This window comes from Microbacterium sp. OR16, assembly GCF_047306725.1.
Classification (GTDB): domain Bacteria; phylum Actinomycetota; class Actinomycetes; order Actinomycetales; family Microbacteriaceae; genus Microbacterium.
Window position 1 is genome coordinate 638,806 of sequence record NZ_JAZEXK010000001.1, and the last position, 25,708, is coordinate 664,513.

Genomic DNA, 25,708 nt, shown 5'->3' on the forward strand with positions numbered 1-25,708 from the left:
CAGCGGGTCACCCGTGAGGGGCGGTCAGCGCCGCGAGCGCCATCGCCGCGAGCACGCGTGACGTGTCGGCGCGGGTGCGGAGGGCTGCAGAGGTGCTGTGCGGAGTGGAGTTCAGCAGCCCGAAGCACGCCTGCACGCGAAGTCGCAGCTCGTCTCGATCCGCGGCGACGAGGGCGCTGAGCGCGTCGATCCACAGGCCGACGTACGCACGCTGCAGGCGTCGCACGTCGGAGCGCGACTCCTCCGCGAGGTGTGCGAGATCGCGATCCTGAACCCGGATGACGTCGGAGTTGCGCAGAGCGAAGTCGACGTGGAAGTCGACGAGCATCGCCATTCGGGTGCGTTCGTCGGCGGTGCCTTGCACGACCGCCGTGCCACCGGCGACGAGGTCTTCGCTCACGCCGATGAGCAGCGCGCCGAGCAGGGCCTGCTTTCCCGCGAAGTGCCGGTAGACGGCCGGGCCGGAGATGCCGACGGCCGCTCCGATGTCCTCCAGGCTCACGCTCGAATAGCCGCGGGCGCCGAAGAGCTCGGCGGCCGCGACGAGGATCGCATCGGTCCGCTGCGCCTTCGCGCGGTTGCGTGCCGTGACGGTCGTTGTCATTTCGGTTAATCCTCGCTAACCTGAATTACCGGGGTTAGTGAACACTAACCCTTCTGGTGTGTTTTTCCGCAATGGTCAAGGAGGACCCGCGATGCCGGTCACCCAGCAGGCTCTCGCCGAGGAGTTGCGCGAGCGCCTCTCCACCGCGGCGCTCGGAGGTCCCGAGCGCTCCCGTGAACGGCATGTCGCCCGCGGCAAGATGCTGCCGCGCGACCGGGTCGACCGGCTGCTCGACGAGGGCAGCCCGTTCATCGAGATCGCGCCTCTGGCAGCGAACGGGCTCTACGGCGATGAGGCGCCGGGCGCGGGGGTGATCGCGGGCATCGGGCTGGTGCACGGGCGGCACGTGATGGTCGTCTGCAATGATCCGACGGTCAAGGGCGGCACCTACTTCCCGATGACGGTGAAGAAACACCTGCGCGCGCAGGAGATCGCGCTCGAGAATCACCTGCCCTGCCTCTACCTCGTCGACTCCGGGGGCGCGTTCCTGCCCAAGCAGGACGAGGTGTTCCCCGACCGCGACCATTTCGGCCGCATCTTCTTCAATCAGGCGCGCATGTCGGCCGAGGGCGTCCCGCAGCTGGCGGCAGTGCTCGGCTCGTGCACCGCGGGCGGAGCGTACGTGCCGGCGATGAGCGATCAGACCGTGATCGTGCGCGGCCAGGGCACGATCTTCCTCGGCGGTCCGCCGCTGGTGAAAGCGGCGATCGGCGAGGTCGTCACCGCCGAGGAGCTGGGTGGGGGAGAGCTGCACGCCCGACGCTCGGGCGTCGTCGATCACCTGGCCGACGACGACGAGCACGCACTCGAGATTCTCCGCGACATCGTCGCGACTCTGCCGCAGCCCGCCCAGCCGGCGTGGCACGTCGCGCCGAGCATCGCACCCCGCGAGTCCGGAAGCCTCTACGATGTCGTGCCCGTCGACGTCAACGCCGCGTACGACGTGCACGAGGTGATCGACCGGCTCGTCGACGCCGACAGCGTCAGCGAGTTCAAGCCCGAGTACGGCACGACGCTCGTCACCGCGTTCGCCCGGCTGCACGGACACCCGGTCGGGATCGTCGCCAACAACGGCGTGCTGTTCAGCGAATCCGCCCAGAAGGGCGCGCACTTCATCGAGCTCTGCGACCAGCGCGGCATCCCGCTGCTGTTCCTGCAGAACATCACCGGGTTCATGGTCGGCACCGACGCCGAGGCGGGCGGCATCGCCAAGGACGGCGCGAAGATGGTGACCGCCGTGGCCACCACCCGCGTGCCGAAGCTGACCGTCATCATCGGCGGCTCGTTCGGCGCGGGCAACTACTCGATGTGCGGTCGGGCGTACTCGCCGCGGTTCCTGTGGAGCTGGCCCGCCAGCCGCATCTCGGTCATGGGCGGCGCTCAGGCGGCGTCCGTCCTCGCGACCGTGAAAGAGGATCAGCTCACCGCTTCCGGAACGCCGTGGACGCCCGAGCAGCGCGCCGACTTCGAAGCGCCCGTCCGCAGCCAGTACGAGGCACAGGGCGAGCCCTATTACGCCACAGCGCGGCTGTGGGACGACGGGATCATCGACCCGGAGCAGACCCGCGATCTGCTCGGACTCGCCCTCGACGTCGTCTCGCGGACATCGCTGCCAGAACCCCGCTTCGGCCTCTTCCGGATGTGATCGCCATGACCATCGACACCGTGCTCGTCGCCAATCGCGGCGAGATCGCCCGCCGCATCATCCGCACCCTGCGCGAGCTCGGCATGCGCAGCGTCGCCGTGTACAGCGACGCCGACGCACACGCCCCGCACGTGCGCGAAGCCGACCAGGCCGTCCACATCGGCGGGTCCGCTGCATCGGACTCGTATCTGAACGTGCAGGCCATCATGGCGGCAGCCGCGGCATCAGGCGCACAGGCCATCCACCCGGGTTACGGCTTCCTCTCCGAGAGCGTCCAGCTGGCGCGCGCGTGCGCGAGCGCCGGCGTGGCCTTCATCGGCCCTGGTGAGCGGGCGCTCGAGATCATGGGAGACAAGGCCACGGCGCGCGACCACGTCGCACGGCACAGCGTGCCCGTGGTGCCCGGCTTCACCGCGGCGGGCCTCGACGACGGCCAGATCCGGGCCCGCGCCGACGAGATCGGCTACCCGCTGCTGGTCAAGCCCAGCGCAGGTGGCGGCGGCAAGGGGATGGAGATCGTCCGCTCGGGCGACGAGCTCGCCGGTGCGCTCGCGACGGCGCGACGCGTGGCTGCTGCGGCCTTCGGCGACGACGCGATGGTGCTCGAGCGCCTCGTGCAGCGCCCTCGGCACATCGAGGTGCAGGTCTTCGGCGACGCGCACGGCACCGTGATCGCGCTCGGCGAGCGCGAGTGCACGCTGCAGCGTCGTCACCAGAAGGTCATCGAAGAGGCGCCGGCCGCCCATCTTCCCGATCCGGTGCGCCGGCGACTGCTCGACGCTGCGGTCGCGGCGGCCAAGAGCGTCGACTACGTCGGCGCCGGGACGGTGGAGTTCCTCGTCGAGGCGGATGCCGTCGACGACGTGTTCTTCATCGAGATGAACACCCGTCTGCAGGTCGAGCATCCGGTGACCGAGGAGGTGACCGGCCTCGATCTCGTCGCCCTGCAGCTGCACATCGCCGCGGGAGGGGCGATCGGCGAGCCTCCCATCGTCCGCGGTCACGCGGTCGAGGCACGCGTGTACGCCGAATCGCCCGAGCGGGGGTTCCTGCCCTCCACCGGGTGGGTGCTGCTGTTCGACCCGCCGCGCGACGTGCGGGTGGATGCCGCGATCGAGACCGGCTCGGAGATCAGCGGGTTCTACGACCCGATGATCGCGAAGGTCGTCGCGTACGGCCCCGACCGGGCGACAGCCCTCCGCCGCTTGGACTCCGCGCTCGCCCGCACCGTCGTGCTGGGAGTCGAGACGAACATCGCCTTCCTCCGCGCGCTGATCCGCGACGAGCGAGTGCGGCGCGGTGACCTCGACACCGGTCTGATCGAGACGATGCTGCCGTTCGTCGCGCCCCAGCCGACACCCGCCATGCTGGCGACGGCCGCGCAGGCGGTGCACGTCGGCGGCGCCTCCGCTGCCGCGGACATCTGGCACGAGCTCGCCGGCTGGCGCATCGGCCGACCCGCGGTGCTGCCGCGCACGAAGCTGCTCGCCGACGACGGCGCCGTTCTCGAGGCCCCCGACGCCTACGCGCCGGGCATCCCGGCGGCGACCGACGACGAAGGAGCCGTGTGGGTCTTCGCCGACGGCATGACAGCGCGGCTGCGGCCACTCTCGCGCCGCGAGCGCCTGCACCGCCGTCTGGCCGAGCAGAAGCGCGCGTCGCGTCCTCGCCATCCCGAGGGACGCGCCCCCATGCCGGGCAGCATCGTGGCCGTCCATGTCGCCGACGGCGACCTGGTGCACGCGGGAGACCCCCTCGTCTCGATCGAGGCGATGAAGATGGAGCATCCGGTGCTCGCGCCCCACGACGGCACGGTGCACCTGCTGGTCGCTCTCGGCGACCAGGTGCGACGGGACCAGCCCGTCGCACGAGTCCGCGAAGAGGAGACAGCATGAGCGCCCAGACCGAACTGACCGGTGTCGACCTGAACGAAGAGCAGCGCGAACTCGCCGCGATGGTGCGGGAGTTCGCCGAAGAGGTCGTCGCGCCGCAGGCGTACGAGGCCGACCGCACGCACACGCTGAATCTCGACGTCGTGCGGCAGATGGGGGAGATGGGCCTGTTCGGTCTGCCGTTCTCGGAGGAGTACGGCGGGCAGGGCGGGGACTACCTGGCTCTCGGGCTGGCGATCGAGGGCATCGCCCAAGTCGACCAGTCGCTCGCGATCACCCTCGAGGCCGGAGTCAGCCTCGGCGCCATGCCGATCTACCGCTTCGGCACCGAGGAGCAGAAGCGGGAGCATCTGCCCGCCCTGCTCGCAGGCCACGCGCTGGCGGGCTTCGGTCTCACCGAGCCGGAGGCCGGCAGCGATGCGGGCGCCACGCGCACGACCGCGCGCCTGGAGGGCGGGGAGTGGGTGCTGAACGGCAGCAAGCAGTTCATCACCAACTCCGGCACCGCCATCACGCGCTTCGTGACCATGACTGCCGTCACCGGCACGACGCGGCGCCCCGACGGCGGGGAGCGGAAGGAGATCTCCACCATCATCGTCCCGAACGGCACCCCGGGCTTCACCGTCGAGCCGGCGTACGACAAGGTCGGCTGGAACGCCTCCGACACGCACCCGCTCACCCTGAACGACGTCCGCGTGCCGGAGGAGAACCTGCTCGGCGAGCGCGGCCAGGGGTTCCGCAGCTTCCTCAGCATCCTCGACGAGGGCCGGATCGCGATCGCCGCTCTCGCGACGGGCGCCGCGGAAGGATGCCTGGAGGCGGCCGTCGACTACGCCCGCAAGCGCACGGTCTTCGGCGCCGCGCTGAGCACGAGGCAGAACGCGCAGTTCACGCTGGCCCGCATGCGCGCCCGCGTGCACACCGCGCGCCTCGCGTGGCAGCACGCCGCACGGCTGCGTGACGCGGGTCGCCCGTTCGCCGAGGAGGCGGCGATCGCCAAACTCGTCTCGGGCGAGGCGGCGATGGACAACGCGCGCGACGCGACGCAGATCTTCGGCGGCAACGGCTTCATGAACGAGTACCCCGTGGCGCGGCACTACCGGGACTCGAAGATCCTCGAGATCGGCGAGGGCACCACCGAGGTGCAGCTGCTCGTCATCGCCCGGTCGCTGGGCCTGGTCGGATAGCGTGCGAGCATGACCGACATCGTTCAGCGCGGACTGTACTTCGAGGAGCTCGAGGTCGGCGCCCGCTACCTGCACCGGCCCGGGCGCACCGCGACCGAGGCCGACAACGTGCTCTTCACGACGCTCACCATGAACACGCAGGCGCTTCACCTCGACGCCGCCTTCGCCGATGGGCAGGAGCCGTTCGGCCAGCGGCTGATGAACTCGATGTGGACGCTGTCGACGATGGTGGGCGCGTCGGTGACGCAGCTCACCCAGGGCACCCTGGTCGCGCAGCTGGGGCTCGGTGACATCTCGTTCCCGCATCCGCTGTTCCACGGCGACACGCTGTACACCGAGAGCGTGATCGTCGACAAGCGGCTCTCGGCATCCCGCCCCGGCCAGGGCATCTGCACGATCGAGCACACCGGACGCAATCAGGACGGCGTTATCGTGGCGAAGGCCACCCGCACCGCCCTGATGCGCTGCCTGCCGGAGGGCGAACGGTGACCCTCGGCATGGGCCCCGCGCTGCTGTTCTGCCCCGCCGACCGGCCCGAGCGCTTCGCGGGGGCGATGCAGAAAGCAGATGCCGTGATCCTCGATCTCGAAGACGCTGTGCTTCCGGATGCCAGAGCGCAGGCGCGCGAGAACATCATCGCCGCTGACATGGACCCCGACCGTGTGATCGTCCGCGTGAACGCGCCGGAGACCGCGGAGTTCGCCCGCGACGTCGATGCGCTGCAGCGCACCCCGTTCCGCACGGTGATGGTGGCGAAGAGCGAGGATCCGGCGGCATTCGACGCGTTCGGCACCGAGTTCGGACTGATCGCCCTGTGCGAGACCGCGCGCGGCGTGCACCGGGCGGGAGAGCTCGCCGCTCACGAGCGCGCCGTCGGACTGATGTGGGGCGCGGAGGATCTCGTGGCGTCTCTCGGCGGGATGTCGAGCCGCTTCCCGGACGGGCGGTACCGAGACGTGGCCCGTTCGGCGCGGTCCCTGGTCCTGCTCGCGGCCGGAGCGCACGGCCGGACGGCCATCGACGCGGTGCACCTCGACATCGATGATGCAGACGGTCTCGCCGCCGAGGCCGCGGATGCGGTGGCATCCGGATTCGGCGCGACCGCATGCATCCATCCGAAGCAGGTCGCGGTGATCCGGGACGCCTACCGACCAGACGAGTCGACGATCACGTGGGCTCAGGCGGTGCTGGCGGCCGCCGAGGGGGAGCGCGGCGTGTTCCGCTTCGAGGGGCGGATGATCGACGAGCCGGTGCTGCGCCACGCCCGTGCCGTGCTCGAAAGGAGCTGAGCTGTGCTTCAGCAGGCTCGGCATCCCATGTGGTGGGTCCCTGAGCCTGTCGAAGGCCCCTGAGCCCGTCGAAGGGTCAGATCGGGATCGCCTCGAGCAGGCGCAGCGTGCCCCGCTCGGCGACGAAGCGATGGACCGAGCCGTTGTGCAGCGAGTCACCCACCCTCGGCAGCGAGCCGCCCGAGACGTGCATGAGCAGCGAGCGGATGACCCCGCCGTGGCTGACGACGATGATCGACTCCGCTCGCGGCGCCGACCGTCGACGCGAGGCGCGCGCGATCCGCTCGAGGGAGTCCATCGCACGATCGCGCACCTCGTCGAGGGTCTCCGCGCCAGGCACCGCCGAGGTCCAATCGCCCCAGGTCTTCAGGTAGTCCTCGACGAGCATTCCCTCGCCGTCGCCGAAGGTGCGCTCGCGCAGCCCGCGGGTGAGCGCAGGCGCCCCGAGGCCGAGTTCGTCCGCGATGATCTGCGCCGTCTGCTGCGCGCGCACCAGCGGGCTCGCGTAGATCGCGTCGTACTGCTCACCGGCGAGCGCGGCGGCGGCCCTGCGGGCGTCGTCTCGCCCGGTGTCGTTGAGCGGGATGTCGGTGGTGCCCTGGATGCGACGGGCGAGGTTCCAGTCGGTCTGTCCGTGGCGTACGAGTGTCAGCAGGGTCACCCCTCGAGCCTACGGGAGGCTCCGGTGCGCCCCGCTCAGAGAGCTCCGAGGCGGGTCGCCAGCGCGGAGAGGACCTCGGTCGTCCCGCCCTCGATGACCTCGTCGGCCCAGGCATCCGCCCTGGTCGGCTCGTGATTGACGATCACGATCGGCATGTCGCGCCTGCGCGCCCGCTCGATCACCCGGATACCGGAGTTCACGGTGAGAGACGTGCCCGCGACGACGAGTGCCGACGAGGCGTGCACGAGGGACTCCGCGAGCGCGAACCGACGGATCGGCACGAACTCGCCGAAGTACACGACGTCGGGCTTCAGCATCCCGCCGCAGATCTCGCATGTCGGGATGACGAAGCCCGCCGTGCTCTCCGGCGAGACGTCTCCGTCGGGGTTGAGCACGATGTTCTCCGGCACGAGGATCCACGGGTTCAGCTGCTCGATGCGCTCGGCGATCGCCCTGCGGTCGTACACCTGCCCGCAGTGCAGACAGAGCGTGCGGTGCATCGTGCCGTGCAGCTCGACGACGCGCCGGCTGCCGGCGCGCAGGTGCAGCCCGTCGACGTTCTGGGTGACCACGCCGGTCGCTGCACCCGCGCGCTCCAGCGCCGCCAGCGCGAGATGCCCGCCGTTCGGATCCGGCGCCGTGAACGCCCGGTAGCCGAGATGACCGCCGAGCCAGTACCGCCGACGTGCGGCCTCATCGGAGAGATAGGTCTGGATGGTCATCGGCTTCGAGCGCGGCGGTGCGCCTGCGCCGCGGTAGGCCGGAATGCCCGAATCGGTCGAGATGCCCGCTCCGGTGAGCACGGCGAAGGGAAGGCCGCTCAGCAGCCCGGCCGTGCGCTCGACGGCGTCGGCGACGGTGTCCGAGAGCTCGAGCGACTGCACCTCGGAAGTCTATTCGGGAGGGCGCGGCTGCGGGGCCGTTTCGACCTGCAAGCATGGACGGATGCAGCTGCACCACATTCGCGACCCGCACGACCCGGTGCTCGACGACTACCGCTCGCTCACCGATACGGCTCTGCGCCGGGTGCGGGAGCCGGAAGGCGGGCTGTACATCGCCGAGTCGGCGAAGGTCATCGAGCGCGCTCTGCAGGCGGGTCACCGTCCGCGTTCGGTGCTCATCCAGCAGAAGTGGGCGGATGCCGTCGCGGAGCTGCTCGGCGAACGCGACGTGCCCGTCTACGTCGTGACGGATGAGGCAGCCGAGCAGCTCACCGGTTTCGCCGTGCATCGCGGAGCGATGGCGGCCATGCACCGCCCGGAGCCGGCGCCCGTGGCCGATCTGCTCGCGCGGATCGACAGCGCACGCCCGCGGCTCGCCGTGCTGGAGGGACTCACCGACCACACCAACGTCGGAGCGATCTTCCGATCGGCGGCGGCGCTCGGCGTCGACGCGGTTCTCGTCAGCCCCACCTGCGCCGACCCGCTTTACCGCCGTTCGGTGCGCGTGTCGATGGGCACGGTGTTCCAGGTGCCGTGGACCCGCATCGACACCTGGCCGGCGGGCATCGACGAGCTGCGCTCGGCCGGGTACCTCGTCGCCGGCATGTCGCTCGGAAGCGGCGCGATCACGCTCGACGATCTCGTCGCGGAGTCGCCGCAGCGTCTCGCGCTGATCTTCGGCACCGAGGGCGACGGCATCCGGCCCGAGACCGACCGGCTGCTCGATCGTCGGGTGACCATCCCGATGATGGCCGGGGTGGATTCCCTCAACGTCGCCGCCGCGTCCGCGGTGGCGTTCTACGCGACGCGCTGAGCGCGGCCGGCGATCGGATCAGCCGACGTCGCCGCGCAGGAACGGCATCGCATCCGGGCGCTTCGCGGAGATCGTGTCGCCCGAGGACTGGTGACGCAGACGCCGCAGCACCCAGGGCACGAGGTGCTCGCGCGCCCAGCCGATGTCTTCGGTGCGCGCCTCGCGCCACGTGCGCACCGGCATGGGATCGGGCTGCATGGGCTGCAGCGTGTTCGGCACGTTCAGCGCGCGCAGCACCATGCGCGCGACCTCATGATGGCCGAGCGCGTTCAGGTGCAGCCGATCATCGGCGAAGAACCGCGTGTCCTGGATGACCTTCAGCGCCCACTGGTCGGCCACGATGCAGTCGTGCCTGTCGGCGATCGCGCGCACGTTCTCGTTGTAGATCGCGACCTTGCCGCGGAACGCACGGAAGACCGGGGTGAAGTGCGTGTCGATGCCGGTGAAGAGCACGACCGCAGCTCCCGTCGACGCCAGGCGTGCGACGGCGCGCTCGAGCTGCGCGGCGATGTCGTCGGGATCGGTGCGCGGACGGATCACGTCGTTGCCTCCCGCGCAGATCGAGACCAGATCAGGATTCAGAGCGACCGCCGGCTCGATCTGTTCAGCGGCGATCTGGGCGATCAGCTTTCCCCGCACGGCGAGGTTGGCGTACGCGAAGTCATCGACGTCCTGCGACAGCACCTCGGCGACGCGGTCGGCCCATCCGCGGTGCCCTCCGGGAGCAGCCGGGTCGGGGTCGCCGATGCCCTCGGTGAACGAGTCGCCGACCGCCACGAATCGACGCCACGGGTGCGAACCCTCGTTGGCGACGTAGGGGGTGCGCGAGGAATCCTGATCGACCATCGTCTCTCCTTCGACAGGAACTGCTGCGGGTGCCGGCAGCACAGCATCCGAGCCTACCCCCGGCCCCGAACCGAACTGTCGGCGGCCTGGATTATCGTAGATGCGATGCTCTCTCCGTCCTTCCCTCAGCGCGCCCCGTGGGGTACCGCCGACAAGCTGAGGGCATGGCAGCGCGAGGCGCTCGAGCAGTACTTCCAGGCCGATCAGCGCGACTTTCTCGTCGCAGCGACCCCTGGCGCGGGCAAGACCACCTTCGCTCTGACGCTGGCGGTCGAGCTGCTGCGGATGGGCGAGGTGAACCGGGTCATCGTCGTCGCGCCGACCGAGCACCTCAAGACGCAGTGGGCCGACGCCGCAGCGCGCGTGCACATCCGTCTCGACCCCCGCTTCCGCAACAGCCACTGGGCTCCGTCACGGCAGTACCACGGCGTCGTCGTGACCTACGCGCAGGTCGCCGCGAAGTCGTCCGTGCATCGGCATCTGACCGAGGACGCGAACACGCTGGTGATCCTCGACGAGGTGCACCACGGCGGTGACGCGCTGAGCTGGGGCGATGCGATCCGCGACGCGTACGGTCCGGCCAAGCGCCGCCTGCTGCTCTCGGGAACGCCGTTCCGCAGCGACACGGCGCCCATCCCGTTTGTCGAGTACCTGCCAGACGAGTCGGGCGCGCGGGTGTCGAGCACCGACTACGCCTACGGCTACGGCCGGGCCCTCGAAGACGGCGTCGTGCGGCCGGTGCTCTTCCACATGTACTCCGGCAAGATGCGCTGGCGCACGAGCGCCGGCGACGAGCTCGAGGCGCACCTCGGCCAGGACAACACCAAGGACGTCACCTCGCAGGCCTGGCGGACGGCTCTGGACCCGGAGGGGGAGTGGATGCCCGCCGTGCTGCGCGCCGCCGACCGGCGCCTCTCCGAGATCCGCCACCACGTGCCCGACGCCGGCGGACTCGTGCTCGCCACCGACCAGACCGTCGCGCGCGCTTACGCGAAGATCCTGCACAGCATCACCGGGCAGCAGCCCACCGTGGTGCTGAGCGACGACGCTTCGGCGTCGGAGCGGATCGAGCGGTTCAGCGCCGACGACCGGCGCTGGATGGTCGCGGTGCGGATGGTGTCGGAGGGCGTCGACGTGCCGCGCCTCGCCGTCGGCGTGTACGCCACCTCTTCGTCGACGCCGCTCTTCTTCGCGCAGGCGATCGGGCGCTTCGTGCGCGCCCGCCGCCGTGGCGAGGCGGCCAGCGTGTTCCTGCCCAACGTGCCTGTGCTGATGACTCTCGCGAACGAGATGGAGAAGCAGCGCGATCATGCACTCGACCGTCAGACGAAGGATGACGACGGCCTCGAGGATTCTCTTCTCGAGAGCGCCAACCGCGAAGACGACGCATCGGATGCCCTGACCCAGGAGTTCACCTACCAGGCGATCTCGTCGCTCGCCCACTTCGACAGGGTCGTGTTCGACGGCAAGGACTTCGGTCAGCTCGCCGAGCCCGGCACGCCGGAGGAGGAGGAGTTCATCGGGCTTCCCGGTCTGCTCGAGCCCGAGCACGTGCACGACCTCCTCATGCAGCGTCAGGCCAAGCAGAGCAAGCTGCGTCAGGCGCGTGAGGCCGCGGCTCCTCCCGAGCAGGAGTCGACCCTGCCCGCACCGCTGCACCGCACGCTGCGCGAGCAGCGGCAGCTGCTCAACAGCCTGGTGGGGCTGTACGCCCGCCAGAGCGGCGAGCCGCACGGCGCGGTGCACGCCGAACTGCGTCGCGTGTGCGGTGGTCCCGCCGTCCCGCAGGCGACGGTCGCGCAGCTGCAGTCCCGGATCGACGTGCTGCGCAAACGCGTGCGCTCCTGAGCGGCGCGCTTCGGGCATCCGAAATCCTGTCAATCGCTGTGCTGACGCGGTCTCTGGGCACCGCCGTCGATACCGTTGACTGTTCCCCACAGCACGGAGGATGCATGAACGCGCCCGCACAGCCCACCCCAGCCGATCGCCGGCAGTGGGCTCGCTATCTCGTCGAGGAGCGCGCCGAGGGCGCGGTCTACGCGAACCTGGCGGCACGCCGCGAGGGCGAGGAGCGCGAGATCCTGCTCTCGCTCGCCGAGGCCGAGCGCCGACACGAGCAGCACTGGCTCGACCTTCTGGGCGGAGAGCCGTCGAGGCTGCCCAGGGCGGGTCTGCGCTCGCGGATGCTGGGCTGGATGGCCTCTCGCTTCGGATCGATCTTCGTTCTCGCGCTCGCACAGAGCGCCGAGGCGCGATCGCCCTACGACACCGAGAAGTTCGCGACTGCCGCGATGCGCGCCGACGAGAAGGTGCACCACGAAGTCGTCCGCGGCCTCGCCGCGCGCGGGCGCCGCCGGCTGTCGGGCTCGTTCCGCGCTGCGGTGTTCGGCGCGAACGACGGTCTCGTCTCCAACCTCGCACTCGTGCTGGGAATCGGAGCCACGGGCGTGAGCGGCGGCTTCGTGCTCTTCAGCGGCATCGCCGGACTGCTGGCCGGCGCCCTCTCGATGGGGGCGGGCGAATTCGTGTCGGTGCGCTCCCAGCGCGAGCTGCTGGCATCCACGGAGGAGAACAGCGATGCCGACGCCACAGCGGGCGACCTCGACATCGATGCCAATGAGCTGGCACTCGTGTACCGCGCGCGCGGCATGGCGCAGGACGAGTCGCTGGTACGCGCGCAGCGCGTCGTCGAGGCGGCGCAGGCGGGCATCCGGCGCGACGCGACAGGGCCGATCGGAATCCACGCCGACCACGAGGTGATCGGCAGCGACTGGGCTGCGGCGATCTCCAGCTTCCTGCTGTTCTCCTCCGGCGCGATCATCCCCGTGCTGCCGTGGATCTTCGGACTCAGCGGCACCGCGGCGATCCTCGTCGCCCTCGTGCTGGTGGGAATCGCGCTGCTGGCCACGGGGGCGATGGTGGGCATCCTGTCCGGCGGTCCGCCGCTGAAGAGAGCCCTCCGTCAGCTCGCGATCGGCGTGGGCGCCGCCGCGATCACCTACGGGCTCGGTCTGGCGTTCGGCGTCGGCGCGGTCTGACTCGACCTCTCCGAGTCCCGTCGTCAACCCCCTCGCGCGAAGCGCCGTGTTCGGGCTGACTGGGATCTCCATCCCAGAAGCGAGGAGTTGAAGATGCCCCAGATCATCGAGACCGTCGACGTGAACGTCCCCGTGAGCGTCGCCTACAACCAGTGGACGCAGTTCGAGAGCTTCCCGCACTTCCTCGACGAGGTCGTGTCGATCACGCAGATCGACGACACGCACAACCACTGGGTCGTCAACGTCGGGGGAGCGGAGCGCGAGTTCGACGCCGAGATCACCGAGCAGCACCCCGACGAGCGGGTCGCCTGGAAGAGCATGGGCGGCGAGACCGAGCACGCCGGCGTCGTCACGTTCCACAAGCTCGATGAGAACACGACGCGCGTCACGGCTCAGATCGACTGGGACCCGCAGGGTCTGCTCGAGAAGGTGGGAGCGCTGGTGGGCGCGGGCTCCCACGCCGTGAAGAAGGATCTCGACAACTTCAAGAAGTTCATCGAGGGGCGCGGCGGCGAGACCGGTGCGTGGCGCGGCGACGTCGACGCCTGAGCGTCGTTGCGCGTATCGGTCGTCATCCCGGTGCGGGATGACGCAGAGCTGCTGACGTGCTGCCTCGCCGCATTGCGCGAGCAGACGCGACCGGCCGACGAGGTGATCGTCGTCGACAACGCATCCTCGGATGCGTCGGCGGCGATCGCCGCGTCCGCAGGGGCACGGGTGGTGTTCTGCCCGGAGATCGGCATCCCCGCCGCCGCGGCGGCCGGATACGACGCGGCGGCCGGGGATCTCATCCTGCGACTCGACGCCGACTGCGTCCCGCCGCCGACCTGGGTGCAGGATGCCATGGCGTGGTTCGCGCGCTCACCGGAGTGCATCGCGGCGACGGGCGGTGCACGATTCATCGACGGGCCGCGGGCACTGCGCTGGACCGCGTTGATCTATCTCGGTGCGTACGAGGTCACCACGAGAACCGCGCTCGGTCATCGGCCGCTCTTCGGCTCGAACATGGCGATGCGGGCGGATGCCTGGCACGCAGTGCGCGAGCAGGTGCATCGGCACGACGCCGAGACCCACGACGACCTGGACCTGTCGTTCCACCTCGGCTCGCTCGGCCGCATCGGGTGGATGCCGGGGCAGCGGATGGGGATCTCCATGCGACCGCTGTGGCCTGGGCGCGCCTTCGGCCGCCGGATGAGACGGGGCACCCGCACCGTCCGGCTGCACTGGCCCGAGGATTTCCCGCCGTACCGGTGGCGGCGACTGCGGGTGCGGAACTGAGACGAAGAAGGCCCGGATCCACCGGATCCGGGCCTTCTTCGCTCTGTGCGCGAGGGGGGACTTGAACCCCCACGCCCTATGCGGGCACTAGCACCTCAAGCTAGCGCGTCTACCTATTCCGCCACCCGCGCAGGTGATGAATGTTCGTTGCCGAACGAAGATCGACTCTAGCACGGCCCGCGGGGCTGTTCGAACCAGCGCGACGCCCGGGCGTGGCATCGCGGTTGGGTAGCCTGGGCTCATGCCCGATACTGAGCTGCCCGAGGTCGTCCGCATCGCCCGCGACCTGATCCGCATCGACACGTCGAACTTCGGCGGCGGCAGGGCCAACGGCGAGCGCGAGGCGGCCGAGTACGTCGGCGCCTACCTGCAGGAGCTCGGCCTCGAGCCGGAGTACTACGAGCCCATCGAGCGACGCACCAACGTGATGGCGCGGGTGCCGGGGCGCGACCCCGAGCGCCCTGCCCTCGTCGTGCACGGGCATCTCGATGTCGTCCCGGCTGTCGCCGCCGACTGGAGCGTCGACCCGTTCGAGGGCGTGGTGCGCGACGGGATGCTGTGGGGGCGCGGCGCAGTCGACATGAAGAACATGAACGCGATGATCCTGACCGCCGTCGGCGACATGCTGCGCGCGGGGGAGCAGCCGGAGCGCGACCTCATCCTCACCTTCTTCGCCGACGAGGAGAACGGCGGCGTCGAGGGCTCGGCCCTGGTCGTCAAGGACCGACCGGACTGGTTCGCCGGTGCCACGGAGGCGATCAGCGAGGTGGGCGGCTACTCGATCACGGTCGACGACCGCCGCGTCTACCTGCTGCAGGTGGGCGAGAAGGCCATGCTCTGGCTGCGCCTCGTCGCCAAGGGCCGCGCCGGGCACGGCAGCCGCTACCACGACGACAACGCGGTGACGCGGCTCGCCGAGGCCGTGGCGGCGATCGGGCGCACCCGCTGGCCGATCCGGCTCACCCCGACCACCCGCGCGCTGCTCGACGGACTGAGCGACGTCACCGGCCGTTCCAGCGACGACCCGGATGCGCTGGCCGCAGCCGCCGGTCCCGCGGAGGCGTTCCTGCGCTCGACGTTCCGCACCACGACCAACCCGACGGCCCTGACGGCGGGATACAAGCACAACGTGATCCCCGAGACGGCCGAGGCGCTCATCGACGTCCGTGTCATCCCCGGCACCGAGGACGACGTGCTCGCGGAGCTGCAGCGGATCGCCGGCGACGACATCGAGATCCAGACGGTCGTGCGGGACATCGGAATGGAGACCGCGTTCGAGGGCGACCTGGTCGAGGCGATGGTATCCGCGCTCGGGCGCCATGATCCCGGCGTGCCGGTGATCCCGTACCTTCTCGGTGCGGGAACCGACAACAAGGCGCTCGCGTCGCTGGGCATCACCGGGTACGGGTTCGCGCCGCTGCGGCTGCCCGCCGATCTGGACTTCACCGGGATGTTCCACGGAGTCGACGAGCGCGTGCCCGTAGAATCGCTTGTCTTCGGCCAGCGCGTACTGGCCGATCTGCTGCGCAGCTGCTGATCAGCCTCGCTCGCCGACCTCACCACGCCCTGTCAGAAAGCGACGCATGAACCTGCTCGAAGCGCTCATCCTCGGCATCGTGCAGGGACTCACGGAGTTCCTGCCCATCTCCTCCAGCGCCCACCTGCGCATCGTCGGCACTTTCCTGCCGTCCGGCGAGGATCCGGGCGCCGCGTTCACCGCGATCACCCAGATCGGCACCGAAGCAGCGGTCGTCGTGTTCTTCTGGCGCGACATCGTGCGCATCATCGCGCAGTGGTTCCGCTCACTCACCGGCAAGGCACCGCGCAACGATCCGGACGCGCGCATGGGCTGGCTGATCATCCTCGGCAGCATCCCGATCGTGGTGCTCGGGCTGCTGTTCCAGGACTCGATCGAGACGGTGTTCCGCTCGCTGTGGATCGTCGCGATCATGCTCATCGTCTTCGGCGTGCTGCTCGGCATCGCCGACCACGTGGGGGCGAAGCGACGTCGACTCGGTGAGCTCACCTACGGGCACGGCGCCGCGTTCGGATTCGCGCAGGCGCTCGCCCTCGTGCCCGGCGTCTCCCGGTCGGGCGGCACGATCACGATGGGTCTCTTCCTCGGCTACGAGCGTGCGGCGGCCGCCCGGTACGCGTTCCTGCTCGCGATCCCTGCGGTCTTCGGCAGCGGCTTCTACCAGCTGTTCAAGCACGGAGGAGACCCGAACCAGCACTTCGGGCTCGGTGAGACCTTCGCCGCCACCGGCATCGCGTTCGTCGTCGCGCTCGGGGTGATCGCGTTCTTCATGAACTGGATCTCGAAGCGCAGCTTCCTGCCCTTCGTGATCTACCGGGTGCTGCTCGGCGTCGTGATCATCGTGCTGCTCGCGACCGGCGTCGTTCCCGCCGTCTGATCGCTCAGCGCTTGTCGAAGCCGTCGCCGCGGCGGCGCAGATAGCGCTCGAACGCCTGAGCGATGGCATCCCCCGACGCATCGGGTGAATCCCACGTGTCCCTGGTGCGCTCGAGCTGCCGGATGTACTCGGCCATGTCCTCGTCCTCGGCGGCCGCCGCGTCGATCGACGCCTCCCAGGCTGCCGCCTCGGTGCGCAGGTGCTCGCGGGCAGGACCCACGCCGGTCAGCTCCTCGAGGCGGTCGAGCAGCGCCAGCGTCGCCTTGGGCGACGGGGAGGCTGTGGCGACGTAGTGGGGCACGCTGGCCCACAGGCTGGCCGAGGGGATCTCGACCTGACTGAAGAACTGGTCGAACACGCTGAGGATGCCGACGGGGCCCTCGTAGCTGGATCTGTCGAGCCCATGCACCTCACGCACGCGCTCATCGTGACTCGAGGCGAAGACCGAGATCGGCCGGGTGTGCGGAACGTCCGAGAGCATCGCCCCGATCGTGACCAGGCCGGTGATGTCGTCGCGGAGGGCGACATCCAGGAACTCGTTCACGAACGCCTGCCATGCGCGCGCCGGCTCCGAGCCGGTCAGCAGCCAGAGCTCGGGCCCGCTCTCTGCAGGGCGGGTGGGGCGCCACAGCGAGGCCTCCGGCCACTGCAGCTCGCGCCCTCCGTCGGCGTTCATCCGCGTCGAGGGGCGGGTGTACTGGTAGTCGAAGTACAGCTCGGGATCCACCGCGTGCACCTGCTCGTACTCGCCGGCGGCGCGAAGGGCGCCGATGGCACCGCTCGCCGCCTCGCCGGCGTCGTTCCAGCCGTCGAACGCGGCGACGATGATGCGAGAGCCGAGGACGTCCATCCCTCTCCTTCCTGGAGTCGAGTCGATCCCCTCCAGGCTAGACCTCACCGCCTGGCCGGGGGCGGCGACCCGGCTACCATGGGTGCAATGAGCAGAAAGCCCGCCGCCGTCCTGTGGGACATGGACGGAACCGTCGTCAACACCGAGCCCTACTGGATGTCCGTCGAGACGGAGCTGGTCGAGTCGTACGGCGGCACCTGGACGCACGACGACGCGATGCAGCTGGTCGGCAACGGTCTGCTCGAGAGCGGAAGGGTGCTGCAGCAGGCGGGGGTCGACCTCGAACCAGAGCAGATCGTCGAGCTGATGACCGATCGCGTCGCCGAGCGGCTGCGCACGCAGGGAGTGCCGTTCCGGCCAGGGGCGCGCGAGCTGCTCGCGGACCTCCGCGCCGAGGGCATCCCGACCGCCCTGGTGACCATGTCGCTGCGCCGTATGGCCCTCGACGTCGTCGACCAGATCGACTTCGCAGCCTTCGACCTCATCGTCGCGGGCGACGAGGTCGAACGCCCCAAGCCGTTCCCCGACCCGTACCTCGCCGCCGCTGCCCAGCTCGGCATCGACATCGCCGACGCCGTCGTGATCGAGGACTCGCCGACCGGCGTCGCCTCCGGCGCGGCATCCGGTGCAGTCACGCTCGGCGTGCCGCACATCGTGCCGCTCGACGGCTGCGGCGCCGACGAGCTGTGGCCCACCCTGGCAGGCCGCACGACCGCCGATCTCGCCGACCTGCACACCCGCTTCGCGAAGGAGGGCGCCCGATGAGCGCCGCACGTCCCAGCGGTCCCTTCCGGGAGGGTGACCGCGTCCAGCTCACCGGCCCGAAGGGTCGCATGCACACCATCACGCTGCGCGCCGACGGCGAGCTGCACACGCATCACGGAGTGCTGCGGCACGCGGATCTGATCGGCCAGCCGGACGGATCCGTGGCGACGAACAGCTCAGGCCACGACTACCTGGCGCTGCGTCCGCTGCTGCGGGACTTCGCGATGTCGATGCCGCGCGGTGCGGCCATCGTGTACCCGAAGGATGCCGCGCAGATCGTCATGCAGGCAGACGTCTTCCCCGGCGCCGTGGTCGTCGAGGCGGGTGTCGGCTCGGGCGCCCTCTCGCTCGCGCTGCTGCGCGCGATCGGGTCCGAGGGCACGCTCACGTCGTTCGAGCGCCGCGAGGACTTCGCCGAGGTGGCGAAGGCGAACGTCGAGACCTTCTTCGGCGAGACACCCGAGACGTGGGATGTCGTGGTCGGCGATCTGGCCGAGCAGCTGGGCCAGCGGCATCAGCCAGGCACTGTCGACCGAGTGGTGCTCGACATGCTCGCGCCGTGGGAGTGCATCGATGTCGTCGCCGATGCGCTCGCCCCCGGCGGCGTGGTGATCTGCTACATCGCCACGGCCACGCAGCTGTCGAGGGTCGCGGAGTACATCCGGGGCACCGGTCTGTTCACCGACCCGGATGCGTCCGAGACGATGGTGCGCGGCTGGCACGTCGAGGGGCTCGCCGTGCGCCCGGATCATCGCATGGTCGCTCACACCGGCTTCCTGCTCACCGCTCGTCGGCTCGCGCCGGGGGCCGTGCCTCCCGAGGTTCGTCGCCGCGCATCGAAGTCGAGCTACGGCGACGAGGACGTCGAGCTGTGGACACCGGGCGCGGTCGGCGACCGGCAGATCACCGACAAGAACCTGCGCAAGCGCGTGCGCGAGGCGCAGAAGGCCGCCGGCGGCGCGCGGGTCGCCGCGGCGTCGCGCGAGGGCGAGCAGGCATCCGAATAGACTGGGGCGCGTGCGTAAATCGACCGCTGCCCTCTCGGCCCTCGCCCTCTCCACCATCGTCCTGACCGGATGCTCGGCCGCGGCGCCGACATTCGAGGGAGCGGCGTGCGACCGGGACGGCTCGGCGGCGCTGAAGAGGTCGGTGACCGTGACCGGCGATTTCGGTGCGCCGCGGGTCGAGATCGATCTGCCCGTGCACACCGGCGAGCCCGCGTACGCCGACATCATCACCGGCGACGGCAGGGCGATCACCGACAGCCGTCAGGAGGCGATCCTCGCCCGGGTGCTGGTGAACGGCACGACCGGTCAGACGCTCGACGCACAGCTGAAGCTGTGGAGCCCCGAGTCCGCCGGCGCCGAGCTCGCGGGCGTCGACGAGGCGCTCGAGTGCGCGACGGAAGGCAGCCGTATCGTCGCATCGATCCCGGCATCCGACCTGCCCGAGGGGGCTGCGCAGCAGATCGGACTCGACGCGACCGACAGCCTCGTCGCCGTCTATGACGTGCGCTATACGGCGCTCGCGAAAGCCGACGGCTCCGCCGTCTTCAACGACGCCCCCGGTCTTCCCTCTGTGGTGCGCGCACCGGACGGGCGCCCCGGCGTGATCATCCCCGACACCGCGGCGCCGAAGAAGGCGATCACCGAGACGCTGCTGCGGGGCGAGCACGAGAAGGTCGGCGACGGCACCGCCCTGATCCGCTCGACCTCGGTCGGCTGGACGAGCCGCAGCGTCGGTCAGACCACCTGGGACGGTTCTGTGACCGGCACCGACGGGCTGCCTGCCGAGGTCGCCGAGGCGGTCTCGAAGGCGCGTGTCGGCTCGCAGCTGATGGTCATCGTGCCGACGCAGTCCGGCGACGACGCGACCGTGCACGTCGTGGACGTGTTGGGCGTGATCCCCGAGGAGCTGATGGGCCGGTGACGCCCGCCCGGATCCCCGCAGAGGAGCGCCTGACGAATCTCGTCGTGGCGCTCATGGCCACGGAGATCGGGCTCACCAAGCAGCAGATCATCGAGAACGTCTCCGGTTACCGGCAGCGCGTCGAGGCGGGGGCCAAGACCGATGCGCTGGGAAAGATGTTCGAGCGCGATAAGGACGAGCTGCGCTCGCTCGGCGTCCCGATCGAGACGATCGGCGACCCCGCCGACCCGCACGACCTGCGCGAGGCGCGCTACCGCATTCCCCAGGCCGAGTACGATCTGCCGGCCGACATCGAGTTCACTCCGGCGGAGCTCGCCGTGCTGCGGCTGGCGGGAAGCGTGTGGAGCACCGAGTCGGTGTCGATGGATGCCCGTTCCGGCGTGCGCAAGATCCGCGCGCTCGGAATAGACGGCGACGAGCCGATCATCGGTTTCGCACCGCGCATCGCCGCCCGTGACGCGGCTTTCCCCGCTCTGCAGGAGGGGATCGAGCGCAACCGGGTCGTCGTCTTCGAGTACCTCAAGCCCGGCGATAAGGCACCGACCCGACGACGGGTGCGCCCGCTGGCGCAGGTGGAGTACGAGGCGCGCTGGCACCTGTTCGGGATCGACGTCGACGCCGACGCGGAGCGCACGTTCCTGCTGAGCCGCATCGTCAGCGATGTGAAGGTGACGGGGCAGACATTCGACGTCGCTCTGCGCGAGGGCGCGGCGGCTCGCGCGCTGGCCGGGCTCGAGGAGTTCGCGGCCGCGCAGAGCGCGCTGCTCGAGGTCACGCCCGGCACCGAGGCGGCACTGCGGCTCGGCCGACGTGCCACGCCGCGCGCCCAGGGCATCGCGGTCGGGTACGTCGATCGGCACATCTTCGCCGACGAGCTGGCGTCGTACGGGCCCGAGGTGCGGGTGGTGGGTCCGGATGATCTGCGCGACGCGGTGATCCAGCGCCTTCAGGCCATCGCCGAGCAGCATGCGGCCGCCGATCACGGCGGCGATCGGGAGGACTCATGAGCACGTCGGGCGCCCCGCTTCTCGCCGCCGATCGCGTGCGGCTCTACCTCACGCTCGTGCCGTATCTGCTCGAGCGCGGGCAGGTCACACTCGACGAGGCTGCAGCCGACTTCGGCGTGACCCGTGAGGCCATGCGCGGCATGGTCGAGAAGCTGACGGTGATCGGTCTGCCCGGTGACTCCGGCTACTGGCAGCTGCCCCAGGAGATGTTCGACATCGACTGGGATCTGCTCGACGAGCACGACATCATCGAGATCACGAACGACGTCGCGCTGCGGCGGGTGCCGCGCCTGACCGCGCGTGAGGCGGCCGCGCTTCTCGCGGGTCTGCAGATGGTCGCCTCCGTGCCGGCTGTAGCGGACTCGGGCCTGGTGACCGGTCTCATGACCAAGCTGGCGCACGGATCGGCGGATGCCCCGCCCGACCTCGTCGTCGCTCCCGCAGCGGTCACCGAGGTGCAGCGCGTGGTGTCGCAGGCGCTGCACGACGGTGTCGCCGTGTCGTTCCGCTATCAGGCCCCGGACGCACAGCCCACCACGCGCACCGTCGATCCGGCTCAGATCCGCATCGACAACGGCCAGTGGTATCTGCAGGGCTGGTGCCATCTGCGCACGGCCATGCGCACGTTCCACCTCGACCGGGTCAGCGACGCCCGCCTCACAGACATCCCGATCACTCACGCCGATGCCGCGGTGCCGGCGGTGTTCGGCGCCGGAGACGGGCCGGAGGGCGAGGTGACCGTGCAGATCCCTGAGCGTCTCGTGCCGCTGATCGGGTCGTTCCCGCAGGAGGAGGTCGGACGCGGGGGCGGGCTCGTCACTCTCCGCATCCGCATGGCCGACCCGCGAGGCATCAAGCGCGTCGCCGCCCGCTTCGGCGGCGCGCTCGAAGTCCTCGATCCGCCGCTCGCTCGCACCACCACGCACGACTGGGCGGCGGCGGGACTCGACCTCTACAAGACACTTGAGCGACCACCCGCCCGGGTAGACTGATCGAACCCACGATTTAGGAGTCCCACATGTTTGCTGGCCTCAACGGATGGCACCTGGTTATTCTCCTCGTCGTCATCCTTCTCCTCTTCGGCGCGGCGAAGCTGCCGGCGCTGGCCAAGAGCATGGGCCAGTCGGCCCGCGTCTTCAAGGGCGAGATGAAGGCCATGCGCGAGGAAGACGCCGCCGACACCACCAAGAAGAAGGATGCCGTGAGCGACGTCGACCCCGACGCGCCCGCTGGTCCTGATCGCACCGTCTGATCACCGTGGCTGCGGTAGACGCCCGCGCCGCGAAGGACAGCCAACCACGCGGCGAACGGCGCATGTCGCTGGGGGCTCATCTTCTCGAGTTCCGCAAGCGCCTGATGCTCTCGGCCGCCGGCCTGCTGGTCGGCATGATCGTCGCGTTCCTGGTGACCGATCCGATCATCGCGTTCATCGTCGCACCGGTCAACGAGGTGGCGAAGACGCGCGACGGACTCGTCGGGCTCACGTTCTCTTCGGTGACCGAGCCCTTCGATCTGCGGATGCGCATGGCGTTCTCGATCGGCATCTTCCTCTCGGCGCCGATCTGGATGTGGCAGATCTGGGCTTTCATCATGCCAGGCCTGACCCGCAAGGAGATCAGGTACACCGTCGGGTTCATCGCGGCAGCGCTGCCGCTGTTCTTCGCGGGTTGCTACGTCGGCACGCTCATCGTGCCGCACATCATCGAGCTCATGGCGACGTTCACGCCGGATGGGGCGAACAACCTTTACGCGGCGAAGATGTACTACGACTTCGTCTTCAAGATGATGCTCGTCATCGGCGTCGCCTTCGTGCTCCCGGTCTTCCTCGTGGCCCTGAACTTCGCCGGCATCCTCTCAGGTGCGGCAATCCTCAAGGGCTGGCGGGTGGCCGTGCTCATCGCCACGACCTTCGCAGCTCTCGCGACTCCCGCCGCCGACGTCGTGAGCATGCTTCTCCTCGCGGGCATGCTCGTCGTGCTCTACTTCGCCGCCGCCGGTCTCACCGTCCTGCTGGACAAGCGCCGCCGCAAGCGGCGGATCGCCGAGGGCCTCGAACCGGATCTGCCCGCAGCATGAGTTCACCGGCCGAGCGCTACGCTGCCGCCCGTGCAGCGGCCGAGCACCCGCACACGCAGGCCTTCGCAGAGCGTCAGCGTTTCGCGCTCGACCCGTTCCAGATCGATGCCTGCTATGCGCTCGAGCGCGGTCGCAGCGTGCTGGTGGCCGCTCCCACGGGGGCGGGCAAGACGATCGTCGGCGAGTTCGCCATTCATCTCGCGATGCAGACGGCGGGCGACAAGGCCTTCTACACGACGCCGATGAAGGCGCTGTCGAATCAGAAGTTCCGCGAACTGGTCGACGTGTACGGAGCAGACCAGGTCGGGCTGCTGACCGGCGACACGAACATCAACGGCAACGCGCGCATCGTCGTGATGACCACCGAGGTGCTGCGCAACATGCTGTACGCCGACTCCGACGCGCTGCGCGGGCTGCGGTACGTCGTGATGGACGAGGTGCACTACCTCGCCGACCGGTTCCGCGGGCCGGTATGGGAAGAGGTCATCCTGCACCTGCCCGAGCATGTGCGGCTCGTCTCGCTGAGCGCGACCGTGTCGAACGCCGAGGAGTTCGGCGACTGGCTCGACACCGTCCGCGGCGACACCGACGTGATCGTGTCCGAGATCCGCCCGGTGCCCCTCGAACAGCACGTCCTCGTGCGCGACGACCTGCTGCCGCTCTTCGACGAGCGCGCAGGCATCGCGACCGCGCAGGTGAACCAGGAGCTGCTGCGCATCCGCTCGTTCACCGGGTCACGCCACGAGAGCAACCGTCGCGCGCAGGAGTATCGCAGCAGCAAGCACGCCGGCCGTGAGGCGCATCGTCCGCCGCGCGGCGGGAAGCGCCCCGTGCGCGCGTCGAACGTGCGTCGGATCGAGCGGATGGACCGCCCCGAGGTGGTGCGGCTGCTCGAGCGGGCCAACCTGCTGCCGGCGATCTTCTTCATCTTCAGCCGGGTCGGCTGCGATGCGGCCGTGCAGCAGGTGCGCCGCTCGGGCGTGCGTCTCACCACCCAGGAGGAGCGCACACTGATCCGCGAGATCGTCACCGACCGCACACGCGCCCTGCAGGACGAGGATCTCGACGTGCTGGGCTTCTGGCAGTGGCGCGACGACCTCGAGCGCGGTGTCGCGGCGCACCACGCGGGGATGCTGCCCGCGTTCAAGGAGGTCGTCGAAGAGCTCTTCCAGCGCAAGCTCGTCAAGGCGGTCTTCGCGACCGAGACGCTCGCCCTGGGCATCAACATGCCGGCGCGCACGGTGGTGCTCGAGAAGATGGAGAAGTTCAACGGCGAGGCCAGGGTCGCGATCACGTCGGGGGAGTACACGCAGCTCACGGGTCGTGCGGGGCGCCGCGGAATCGACATCGAGGGGCACGCGGTGGTGCAGTGGACGGAGGGCATGGATCCTCAAGCCGTCGCGGCCCTGGCATCCCGCCGCACCTATCCGCTCAACTCCAGTTTCCGGCCGACGTACAACATGGCGGTCAATCTCATCGACCGGTTCGGCAGGGCCAGGGCGCGCGAGATCCTCGAATCGTCGTTCGCGCAGTTCCAGGCCGACCGCTCGGTGGTGGGGCTCGCGCGCAAGGTCCGCGAGGCCGAGGACTCGCTCGCCGGCTATCGCGAGGCGATGACGTGCGAGCACGGCGACTTCCTCGAGTACGCCGCGATGCGGCGCGAGCTCAGCGATCTCGAGAAGAAGGACAGACGGGATGCCGGCGGCCGAGCGGTGCGCGACAAGCGCCTGAAGAAGATCCAGGGGCTGCGCAACCGGATGCGGCGGCACGCCTGCCACAACTGTCCCGACCGCGAAGCGCACGCTCGCTGGGCCGAGCGGTACTTCTCGCTCAAGCGCGACACCGATCGCATCCGACGTCAGATCGAGACGCGCACCGGCACGGTCGCGCGCATCTTCGACCGGGTGATCGACGTGCTGCAGGTGGTCGGCTACCTCGACGGCGAGGGCGATCGCCTGTCGTTGACCGACGCCGGCCGCACCATGCGGCGCATCTACGGCGAGCGCGATCTGCTCGTCGCCGAGTCCCTGCGTCAAGGGCTGTGGCGCGCGCTCGACGCGCCGTCGCTCGCGGCGATGGCCAGCTGCCTGGTCTACGAACCGCGTCGCGACGAGCAGAACATGGGGGAGCGGGGTCTGCCCCGCGGCGCGTTCCGCATCGCCTACGACGCCACGACGAGGCTGTGGGCGGAACTCGACGATCTCGAGCACGACTACTCGCTGCCGCGCACCGAGCCGCTGGCACCGGGCCTCGCCGCGGCCATGCACGCGTGGGCGCGCGGCGGCTCGCTCGATCGGGTGCTGATCGACGCCGACATGGCGGCCGGCGACTTCGTGCGCTGGGCCAAGCAGACGATCGATCTGCTCGATCAGCTCTCGATGGTCGCGGAGGACGACGAGCTGGCCCGTACCGCTCGCCGAGCACTCGACGGCGTGCGGCGCGGCATCGTCGTGTACACCGCGGTGTGACCGG

25 protein-coding genes and 1 tRNA gene are annotated in these 25,708 nt (G+C 69.9%); 20 read left to right on the plus strand and 6 right to left on the minus strand.

What is annotated here, in order from left to right:
• Window positions 1-7 precede the first annotated feature (7 nt).
• Entirely contained in the window at window positions 8-604 is a 597-nt protein-coding gene (locus tag V2S05_RS03115; RefSeq protein ID WP_413633835.1) for a TetR/AcrR family transcriptional regulator, read from the minus strand.
• Between the two features lie 91 nt (window positions 605-695).
• On the opposite strand from V2S05_RS03115, the gene V2S05_RS03120 reads away from it, so the two are divergent.
• The 5 genes from V2S05_RS03120 to V2S05_RS03140 are packed head-to-tail and all read left to right on the plus strand — an operon-like array spanning window position 696 to window position 6,617.
• A complete protein-coding gene (locus V2S05_RS03120) occupies window positions 696-2,249 on the plus strand; it encodes a carboxyl transferase domain-containing protein (protein WP_413633836.1) in 1,554 nt (517 codons plus the stop codon).
• Between the two features lie 5 nt (window positions 2,250-2,254).
• A complete protein-coding gene (locus V2S05_RS03125) occupies window positions 2,255-4,144 on the plus strand; it encodes an acetyl/propionyl/methylcrotonyl-CoA carboxylase subunit alpha (RefSeq protein ID WP_413633838.1) in 1,890 nt (629 codons plus the stop codon).
• The gene (locus V2S05_RS03130) at window positions 4,141-5,328 is read left to right on the plus strand and encodes an acyl-CoA dehydrogenase family protein (protein ID WP_413633839.1); all 1,188 of its coding nucleotides are present in this window, start codon (window positions 4,141-4,143) and stop codon (window positions 5,326-5,328) included. Before V2S05_RS03125 ends, V2S05_RS03130 begins: the two co-directional genes overlap by 4 nt.
• A gap of 9 nt (window positions 5,329-5,337) precedes the next feature.
• Complete coding sequence (locus tag V2S05_RS03135; RefSeq protein ID WP_271637677.1) at window positions 5,338-5,817, plus strand: MaoC family dehydratase; 480 nt, start codon at window positions 5,338-5,340, stop codon at window positions 5,815-5,817.
• Entirely contained in the window at window positions 5,814-6,617 is an 804-nt protein-coding gene (locus V2S05_RS03140; protein WP_413633840.1) for an HpcH/HpaI aldolase/citrate lyase family protein, read from the plus strand. Before V2S05_RS03135 ends, V2S05_RS03140 begins: the two co-directional genes overlap by 4 nt.
• A gap of 76 nt (window positions 6,618-6,693) precedes the next feature.
• On the opposite strand, the gene V2S05_RS03145 is transcribed toward V2S05_RS03140, so the two are convergent.
• Both V2S05_RS03145 and V2S05_RS03150 read right to left on the minus strand, forming a co-directional pair.
• Window positions 6,694-7,278, minus strand: a complete 585-nt coding sequence (locus V2S05_RS03145; RefSeq protein WP_271637675.1) for a histidine phosphatase family protein — start codon at window positions 7,276-7,278, stop codon at window positions 6,694-6,696.
• Window positions 7,279-7,313: 35 nt separating this feature from the next.
• Entirely contained in the window at window positions 7,314-8,162 is an 849-nt protein-coding gene (locus tag V2S05_RS03150) for a Sir2 family NAD-dependent protein deacetylase (protein WP_413633841.1), read from the minus strand.
• A 61-nt stretch (window positions 8,163-8,223) separates the two neighbouring features.
• On the opposite strand from V2S05_RS03150, the gene V2S05_RS03155 reads away from it, so the two are divergent.
• Complete coding sequence (locus V2S05_RS03155) at window positions 8,224-9,033, plus strand: TrmH family RNA methyltransferase (RefSeq protein ID WP_413633842.1); 810 nt, start codon at window positions 8,224-8,226, stop codon at window positions 9,031-9,033.
• Between the two features lie 18 nt (window positions 9,034-9,051).
• Here V2S05_RS03155 and V2S05_RS03160 read toward each other — a convergent pair whose 3' ends face one another.
• On the minus strand, window positions 9,052-9,879 hold the full coding sequence (locus tag V2S05_RS03160) for an SGNH/GDSL hydrolase family protein (RefSeq protein WP_413633843.1): 828 nt from the start codon (window positions 9,877-9,879) through the stop codon (window positions 9,052-9,054).
• A gap of 105 nt (window positions 9,880-9,984) precedes the next feature.
• Here V2S05_RS03160 and V2S05_RS03165 point away from each other — a divergent pair, with 105 nt between their 5' ends.
• The 4 genes from V2S05_RS03165 to V2S05_RS03180 all read left to right on the plus strand — a co-directional run bounded on the left by V2S05_RS03165 (window position 9,985) and on the right by V2S05_RS03180 (window position 14,195).
• A complete protein-coding gene (locus V2S05_RS03165) occupies window positions 9,985-11,727 on the plus strand; it encodes a DEAD/DEAH box helicase (protein ID WP_413633844.1) in 1,743 nt (580 codons plus the stop codon).
• 104 nt (window positions 11,728-11,831) lie between these two features.
• Window positions 11,832-12,917 carry a VIT1/CCC1 transporter family protein gene (locus tag V2S05_RS03170; protein WP_413633845.1) on the plus strand — a complete coding sequence of 362 codons (1,086 nt, stop codon included), beginning with the start codon at window positions 11,832-11,834 and terminating at the stop codon, window positions 12,915-12,917.
• A gap of 93 nt (window positions 12,918-13,010) precedes the next feature.
• Window positions 13,011-13,466 carry an SRPBCC family protein gene (locus tag V2S05_RS03175; protein ID WP_271637667.1) on the plus strand — a complete coding sequence of 152 codons (456 nt, stop codon included), beginning with the start codon at window positions 13,011-13,013 and terminating at the stop codon, window positions 13,464-13,466.
• Window positions 13,467-13,472: 6 nt separating this feature from the next.
• Window positions 13,473-14,195, plus strand: coding sequence for a glycosyltransferase family A protein (locus tag V2S05_RS03180; protein WP_413633846.1), 723 nt, complete (start codon window positions 13,473-13,475; stop codon window positions 14,193-14,195).
• A 46-nt stretch (window positions 14,196-14,241) separates the two neighbouring features.
• On the opposite strand, the gene V2S05_RS03185 is transcribed toward V2S05_RS03180, so the two are convergent.
• Window positions 14,242-14,326, minus strand: a tRNA-Leu gene (locus tag V2S05_RS03185).
• A 110-nt stretch (window positions 14,327-14,436) separates the two neighbouring features.
• On the opposite strand from V2S05_RS03185, the gene V2S05_RS03190 reads away from it, so the two are divergent.
• On the plus strand, window positions 14,437-15,732 hold the full coding sequence (locus tag V2S05_RS03190; RefSeq protein WP_413633848.1) for a M20/M25/M40 family metallo-hydrolase: 1,296 nt from the start codon (window positions 14,437-14,439) through the stop codon (window positions 15,730-15,732).
• Between the two features lie 46 nt (window positions 15,733-15,778).
• A complete protein-coding gene (locus V2S05_RS03195) occupies window positions 15,779-16,609 on the plus strand; it encodes an undecaprenyl-diphosphate phosphatase (protein WP_271637664.1) in 831 nt (276 codons plus the stop codon).
• A gap of 4 nt (window positions 16,610-16,613) precedes the next feature.
• On the opposite strand, the gene V2S05_RS03200 is transcribed toward V2S05_RS03195, so the two are convergent.
• On the minus strand, window positions 16,614-17,459 hold the full coding sequence (locus V2S05_RS03200; protein ID WP_413633849.1) for a PAC2 family protein: 846 nt from the start codon (window positions 17,457-17,459) through the stop codon (window positions 16,614-16,616).
• 87 nt (window positions 17,460-17,546) lie between these two features.
• On the opposite strand from V2S05_RS03200, the gene V2S05_RS03205 reads away from it, so the two are divergent.
• The 8 genes from V2S05_RS03205 (at window position 17,547) to V2S05_RS03240 (ending at window position 25,704) form a co-directional block, all read left to right on the plus strand.
• A complete protein-coding gene (locus V2S05_RS03205; RefSeq protein WP_271637662.1) occupies window positions 17,547-18,224 on the plus strand; it encodes an HAD family hydrolase in 678 nt (225 codons plus the stop codon).
• Window positions 18,221-19,231 carry a tRNA (adenine-N1)-methyltransferase gene (locus V2S05_RS03210; protein ID WP_413633851.1) on the plus strand — a complete coding sequence of 337 codons (1,011 nt, stop codon included), beginning with the start codon at window positions 18,221-18,223 and terminating at the stop codon, window positions 19,229-19,231. Before V2S05_RS03205 ends, V2S05_RS03210 begins: the two co-directional genes overlap by 4 nt.
• 10 nt (window positions 19,232-19,241) lie before the next feature.
• Window positions 19,242-20,153 carry a hypothetical protein gene (locus tag V2S05_RS03215; protein WP_413633852.1) on the plus strand — a complete coding sequence of 304 codons (912 nt, stop codon included), beginning with the start codon at window positions 19,242-19,244 and terminating at the stop codon, window positions 20,151-20,153.
• Window positions 20,154-20,206: 53 nt separating this feature from the next.
• A complete protein-coding gene (locus tag V2S05_RS03220; RefSeq protein WP_413635213.1) occupies window positions 20,207-21,160 on the plus strand; it encodes a helix-turn-helix transcriptional regulator in 954 nt (317 codons plus the stop codon).
• A complete protein-coding gene (locus V2S05_RS03225) occupies window positions 21,157-22,152 on the plus strand; it encodes a helix-turn-helix transcriptional regulator (RefSeq protein ID WP_413633853.1) in 996 nt (331 codons plus the stop codon). The genes V2S05_RS03220 and V2S05_RS03225 overlap by 4 nt, the downstream gene beginning before the upstream one ends.
• A 26-nt stretch (window positions 22,153-22,178) precedes the next feature.
• A complete protein-coding gene (tatA, locus tag V2S05_RS03230; protein ID WP_099195615.1) occupies window positions 22,179-22,412 on the plus strand; it encodes a Sec-independent protein translocase subunit TatA in 234 nt (77 codons plus the stop codon).
• 62 nt (window positions 22,413-22,474) lie between these two features.
• Window positions 22,475-23,236 (plus strand): twin-arginine translocase subunit TatC, encoded by a 762-nt coding sequence (gene tatC, locus V2S05_RS03235; RefSeq protein WP_271639652.1) that lies wholly within the window; start codon window positions 22,475-22,477, stop codon window positions 23,234-23,236.
• Entirely contained in the window at window positions 23,233-25,704 is a 2,472-nt protein-coding gene (locus V2S05_RS03240) for a DEAD/DEAH box helicase (protein WP_413633855.1), read from the plus strand. Before tatC ends, V2S05_RS03240 begins: the two co-directional genes overlap by 4 nt.
• Window positions 25,705-25,708: the final 4 nt, after the last annotated feature.